Annotated in this window: 8 protein-coding genes; 2 read left to right on the top strand and 6 right to left on the bottom strand. The window is 58.9% G+C overall.

The window, feature by feature from the left end:
- Positions 1–344: DNA-binding protein (locus tag HSS18214_RS17785; RefSeq protein ID WP_040460768.1), on the bottom strand; the 344-nt coding region annotated here is incomplete at its 3' end.
- 221 nt (positions 345–565) lie between these two features.
- On the opposite strand from HSS18214_RS17785, the gene HSS18214_RS0103095 reads away from it, so the two are divergent.
- Both HSS18214_RS0103095 and HSS18214_RS0103090 read left to right on the top strand, forming a co-directional pair.
- The gene (locus tag HSS18214_RS0103095) at positions 566–1,780 is read left to right on the top strand and encodes a tyrosine-type recombinase/integrase (protein ID WP_016913844.1); all 1,215 of its coding nucleotides are present in this window, start codon (positions 566–568) and stop codon (positions 1,778–1,780) included.
- 49 nt (positions 1,781–1,829) lie between these two features.
- Positions 1,830–2,246 (top strand): SufE family protein, encoded by a 417-nt coding sequence (locus HSS18214_RS0103090; RefSeq protein ID WP_016913843.1) that lies wholly within the window; start codon positions 1,830–1,832, stop codon positions 2,244–2,246.
- Between the two features lie 171 nt (positions 2,247–2,417).
- On the opposite strand, the gene yidD is transcribed toward HSS18214_RS0103090, so the two are convergent.
- The 5 genes from yidD to HSS18214_RS17780 all read right to left on the bottom strand — a co-directional run.
- Entirely contained in the window at positions 2,418–2,690 is a 273-nt protein-coding gene (gene yidD / locus HSS18214_RS0103085) for a membrane protein insertion efficiency factor YidD (RefSeq protein ID WP_237718584.1), read from the bottom strand.
- 64 nt (positions 2,691–2,754) lie between these two features.
- Positions 2,755–3,225, bottom strand: coding sequence for a phosphoribosyl-AMP cyclohydrolase (hisI, locus tag HSS18214_RS0103080; RefSeq protein ID WP_016913841.1), 471 nt, complete (start codon positions 3,223–3,225; stop codon positions 2,755–2,757).
- Positions 3,225–3,674, bottom strand: coding sequence for a transcriptional repressor (locus tag HSS18214_RS0103075; RefSeq protein ID WP_016913840.1), 450 nt, complete (start codon positions 3,672–3,674; stop codon positions 3,225–3,227). Before HSS18214_RS0103075 ends, hisI begins: the two co-directional genes overlap by 1 nt.
- A gap of 31 nt (positions 3,675–3,705) precedes the next feature.
- Positions 3,706–4,704 carry an alpha-L-glutamate ligase-like protein gene (locus HSS18214_RS0103070; RefSeq protein ID WP_016913839.1) on the bottom strand — a complete coding sequence of 333 codons (999 nt, stop codon included), beginning with the start codon at positions 4,702–4,704 and terminating at the stop codon, positions 3,706–3,708.
- Positions 4,701–5,180 (bottom strand): 7TM domain-containing protein (locus HSS18214_RS17780; RefSeq protein WP_040460766.1); only part of this gene is annotated, 480 nt, incomplete at its 5' end. The genes HSS18214_RS17780 and HSS18214_RS0103070, both read right to left, overlap by 4 nt.

Below are 5,180 nucleotides of genomic sequence, written 5' to 3'. Positions count from 1 at the left end.
TTGGCGGCCTGCTGGCGTGCTTCGGCGGCGTCCTGCTTAGCACTTTCTACTTGCCTGTTGGCCTCTTCGCGATAGTGCGACAGCGCCTCGTTGGCCAGCTCCTGCGCTTCGCGCCATAGCTCACTGGCCACATTGACCACCACTTCCGGGACGCCCTTGGGTGGGGGAACGTCACGATTCTGCTCACGTGCCGCCCGCCAGGTGCGGAAGTGTTCGCTGATGGTGGTGAAGCTGCCGGTCCCCAGCACATCGCGTATGCGCTGCACGCTTGGCGTGTCGCCACGTGACAGCAAGGTATCGATTGCCTGCTGTACATCACCGTACTGAATGCCGTTCCGAGCCATGCCTGTTTGAATCCTTGAAGTAAGCCGCGCCTGAAATGATCAGGATGGATAGTTGCTGTGCGCCATTGTCATGTAAAAACGGATTCAACTCAATTATTACGTATTACATAAAACGTAATATTATTTATTTAAAAGAACATAAATTCAAGATTACCCATATTATCTTGAATTTATACGCCAAAAAGGCGATGCTGAGCCCTCTGATAGCGCGAGACACCCTCATGACCCAGCCACCTGCGCCGCTTTACGACTCAACGCACCTTGCGACCTTCGCCAACGGGCTGGAGATGGCCGAGCGGAAGGGCAGTGGCGACGTGTTTCCCGATATTGGGAGCAGGCTAACAACCACCGATTCAGCAACGCCCCATGTGGCGGCCGACACCGACTATCAGGCCGTTGCGCAATGGCTGGCGGAGTATCAGGACAGCCCGCAAACCCTGAAGAGCTATCGCCGTGAAGCGGAGCGGCTGTTGCTCTGGTTGGGCAGTCAGGGGCGCGGGCTAAGGGAGGTGAACCGTGAAACACTGCGGGACTTCGAGGCATTTCTGGAAAACCCGCAGCCCAGGGAGATGTGGGTAGGACCTTCCAAACCACGCCACCATCCGGCTTGGCGACCGTTTCGCGGTGGGCTGTCACCGGCCAGCCGACGTCAAACCCTCGTCATCCTGCAAGGGCTGTTTGGCTGGCTTGTGGAAGCAGGGTGGGTAGGCCACAACCCATTCGTGCTGATGCGCGACAAATCGCGCCGCCTCAATAATCAGACCCAACGTATCGAACGCTATCTGGAGCGACCACTGTGGGACTGGCTATGGGCATGGCTGAATACACGGCCTATGCCCGAGGATGCACGCGGCCGCTATGAACATGCGCGGCATCGCTTCATTTTCGGCTTTGCCTACCTATTGGCGCCGCGTATCCATGAGATGGCCAGCGCCACCATGGCCGATTTTCGGGTCAGTGAAGGGCGCTGGTGGTGGCATGTGATTGGCAAGGGCGGCAAGCAAGCGCGCATACCGCTGCCTGAGGACATGCAGGCATGCCTGCAGCAGTGGCGCCAGGCGCTGGGCTTAGTGGGCCTGCCCGGTGTTAGCGAACATGGTCCGCTGATCCGCGCGCTGGACAAGCAGCGCGGGATCAGCGACAACCAGCTCTATCGTTTGATCAAGGAGACCTTCGGCCTTGCGGCCCTGGCCCTTGAAGCAGAAGGGGGCAAGAGGGAGTATATCGATGCGCTACGCAAGGCCACCCCCCACTGGCTACGCCACACTTCGATTACCCATCAAGCCCAGGCGGGTGTCAGCCTGCGCTACCTGGCAGAAAACGCCCGCCACTCAAGACTGGACACCACCAGCCGCTACCTGCACACCGAAGCCCATGAGTGGCATGAGCAGCAGCAGCGGCATCGCTTGAAAACAGCACCCCCAGAGCAGCCTTGAACCGTTATAATGTTGGCCTTCAACGCACTTACCCTGAAAAGGAACCACCATGACCACTTCCGGTGCCGAGCTCGCCCAACAAGAGCTGGTCGAAGAGTTTGAAATGTTCGATAACTGGATGGATCGCTACCAGTACATCATCGATATGGGGAAGCAGCTCCCGGCGTTTCCCGCTGACAAAATCACCGACGAATTCAAGATTCAAGGCTGCCAGTCAAACGTGTGGATGTGCCATGAAGAGCAGGGCGGCCGCTTGATCTTCAAGGCCAAGTCCGACGCTGCCATCGTCTCGGGGCTTATCGCGGTGCTGCTGCGCATTTACAGCGAGCGCACGGCAGAGGAAATCCAGCAGACGGAACCGCATTTTCTGGCGGATCTGGGATTGGACAAGCACCTGTCACCCACTCGGAGCAACGGCCTGCATGCCATGCTGGAGCGCATCTATCAGGTGGCTAAGCAGCATTAGAAAAGCAATTTGCTAGGCTTTGTACGAAAAGTCGGCGAGCGATGGCCAGACAAGGCAAAAATCGGCGAAAAGACGGAGTTTACAAGGTGTAAATGAGTACTTTGATCGGACTCGCGCACGAGCCGATTTTTAACGCCGTATGGGCGAGCGTAGGCAGTTTTCGTACAAAGCCTAATGCTCTGAAGGTTTGGAGGAGGGGCCTGAGCAGCAGCCATCATCTTCCTTGCAGAGTTGCTCACTGCGGCCGCCAGGCACCGGATCCATACCCCCCGCGCTGCCGGGGTGGCAGCGCAGGATGCGCTTGAGTGCCATCCAGCCCCCTTTGAAAGGCCCGTGCACCTGGATGGCCTCGATGGCATAGGAAGAGCAGCTGGGCCAGTAGCGACAGCGGGGGCCCAGGAGCGGGCTGATCGTATATTGATAAAGCCGAACCAGGCCGACCATCAATAGTGACACTCCCTTGATCAGCGCGTTTTTTACCGCCTTCAACGCTTTCAAGAGGGTGCCTTCAAGGACTTTTTTTGCCATACAGGGTGGCGGGGTCGATCAGTGGTTCGCTGGTGATGGCGGCCTTGTGGGCATCCACCGCCACGTAAAAGCAGCTGCGCCTGCCGGTGTGACACGCGGGCCCCGTCTGGTCTACCTGCAGCAGCAGCGTATCTCCATCGCAATCCAGCGCAGCGCTTTTCAGATGCTGCTGCTGGCCGGACGTCTCACCCTTGCGCCAGAGCGCCTGACGAGAGCGAGAGTAGTAGCATACTCGCTGGGTAGTGAGCGTTTCTTCCAGCGCTTCACGGTTCATCCAGGCCATCATGAGCACTTCGCCGCTGTCATGCTGCTGAGCAATGGCCGGCAGCAGGCCGTCCGAATTGAAGCGCACCGAGGCAAGAATGGTCGCCACATCGGGCAGCGTGTCTGAGGGGGAGGCGGACTCCAGCGACTTGAACAGGTCGCCGTCGTATTGGTTGACTGTGGACATCACGTATCACTCGCAGGTCGGCACGCCTGACACAAGCCCTGAAGCTCGATGGTTTGGCGCTCTACATGAAAGCCCTGACGCTTGGCCAGCGCAGCCAGCTGGTCGCTGATTTCGTCCAGATGAAGCTCTTCCACATAGCCACACTGGCGGCAAATCAACAGCTGAAAGCCGTGGACATGCTCCGGGCAGGCGCAGGCAACGTATGCGTTCTGCGACTCGATGCGATGCACCAGGCCCTGGTCGATCAGGAACTCCAGCGCCCGATACACCGTCGGCGGCCGAGCAGCGGCATGCTCCGTGGAGAGCTGATCCAGCAGGTCATAGGCTTTCAGACCGCCGCCATTTTCGGCGATCAGCTCCAGCACCCGGCGGCGGATAGGGGTAAAGCGTACGCCGCGGGTGTGGCATTGAGACTCGGCTTGTTGCAGTAACGTGTTGGCTTCAGTCATTGGACAGCTCGTTGAACATCATGGGCCTAGTCTACGCGGTTGCCGAAGAGGTGTCAGGAGTTTCCACCAGCTCGCTTCGGCGCGCAAAGTGATGCTGGGCAAACGCAACGCGCTTGGCTACGGGAACGTTCTCTGGCTGCCGTTCGATCAGGTCCAGGCGGCGGCGCAGGCCTTCACCATTGGTCATCTGGATGGCCAGACCGGGACGCGCGTTCAGCTCCAGAAGCATCGGGCCATGCTCCCGATCCAGTACCATGTCGGTGCCGAGATACCCAAGCCCGGTCATTTCATAGCAGCCCGCCGCCAGGTGCAGCAGCGTTTCCCACTGGGGCACCACCAGGCTGGCCAGATCATGCCCGGTGTCCGGGTGGCTGAAGCAGGGGCGGTCGAACTGGACACCGCGCAGCGCGGCTCCCGTGGCGATGTTCAGCCCTACTCCCACCGCGCCCTGGTGGAGGTTGGCCTTGCCATCCGATGCCGCCGTGGACAGGCGCATCATGGCCATGACCGGATACCCCTTGAACACGATGACGCGAATGTCCGGCACGCCTTCGTAGGTATACTCCAGCAGGCTCTCGTCGAAGTTGATCAGCGTTTCAATGACCGCGACGTCAGGGGAACCCCCCAGCGAATAAAGCCCAGAGAGCAGGTTCGAGACATGTCGCTCGATATCTTCCATGGTCAAGGAAGCCCCACTAGGCTTGAAGAACAGGCCATCCTCGACCCGTTCGATCACCAGGATTCCCTTGCCGCCGCTGCCCTTGGCGGGCTTGATGACGAAGCCGTGGTGGCCTGCCAGCATCTCACTCATGTGCTTGACGCCGAATTGCGTGGCCACGGTACCGATCAGTTTGGGCGTGGTAATGCCGTATTGCTCGGCCAACAGCTTGGTCTTGAGCTTGTCATCCACCAGCGGGTAAAGATGGCGCGCATTGTACCGGCCAATATAGCGAATATTGCGCCGGTTCATGCCAATGATGCCTTTATCCCTCAGCCTGGTCGGCCAGGTCCAGTTATCGAACCAACTCATGAGGGCTTCTCGTCATCGGTGATGGGTTTGAAGCGACGCAGTTCCAGCAGGCGATAACCGGTGTAGTTGCCCAGCAGCAGAATGAAGGCCATCAGGATCAGCTGTACGCCAAGGAAGTTGAAAGTGATGTGACGCACCCAGGGGTTGTTCATGGCCAGGTAAGCCAGCACCGCCGTGAGCAGGCTGCCGCCGCCCTGGATCAGCACTTGCTTGGGGCCTTCTTCTTCCCAGAGGATCGACATACGCTCGATGGTCCAGGCCAAAATGATCATCGGGAAGAAGGTCACCGTCAGGCCCGCACTCAGGCCCATCCGGTAGGCGAGTACCGTAAAGATGGAGATGATCGCGATGACCGTGATAATCACCGCCGACACCCTCGCCACCAGTAGCAGATTGAGATAGGAAAGATAGTTGCGGATGATCAGACCAACGCTGACGATCAGCAGGAAACCGATCAGACCGGTGAGCAGGGTGGT

This window comes from Vreelandella stevensii S18214 (assembly GCF_000275725.1).
Lineage (GTDB): Bacteria > Pseudomonadota > Gammaproteobacteria > Pseudomonadales > Halomonadaceae > Vreelandella > Vreelandella stevensii.
This window is presented reverse-complemented; position numbering and strand designations above follow the sequence as displayed.

What these genes read in the sequence shown, in the direction of transcription:
- HSS18214_RS0103095 (WP_016913844.1), top strand. Translation starts at nt 566, where the DNA reads ATGACCCAGCCACCTGCGCCGCTTTACGACTCAACGCACCTTGCGACC.
- HSS18214_RS0103090 (WP_016913843.1), top strand. Translation starts at nt 1,830, where the DNA reads ATGACCACTTCCGGTGCCGAGCTCGCCCAACAAGAGCTGGTCGAAGAG.
- yidD (WP_237718584.1), bottom strand. Translation starts at nt 2,690, where the DNA reads ATGGTCGGCCTGGTTCGGCTTTATCAATATACGATCAGCCCGCTCCTG.
- hisI (WP_016913841.1), bottom strand. Translation starts at nt 3,225, where the DNA reads ATGTCCACAGTCAACCAATACGACGGCGACCTGTTCAAGTCGCTGGAG.
- HSS18214_RS0103075 (WP_016913840.1), bottom strand. Translation starts at nt 3,674, where the DNA reads ATGACTGAAGCCAACACGTTACTGCAACAAGCCGAGTCTCAATGCCAC.
- HSS18214_RS0103070 (WP_016913839.1), bottom strand. Translation starts at nt 4,704, where the DNA reads ATGAGTTGGTTCGATAACTGGACCTGGCCGACCAGGCTGAGGGATAAA.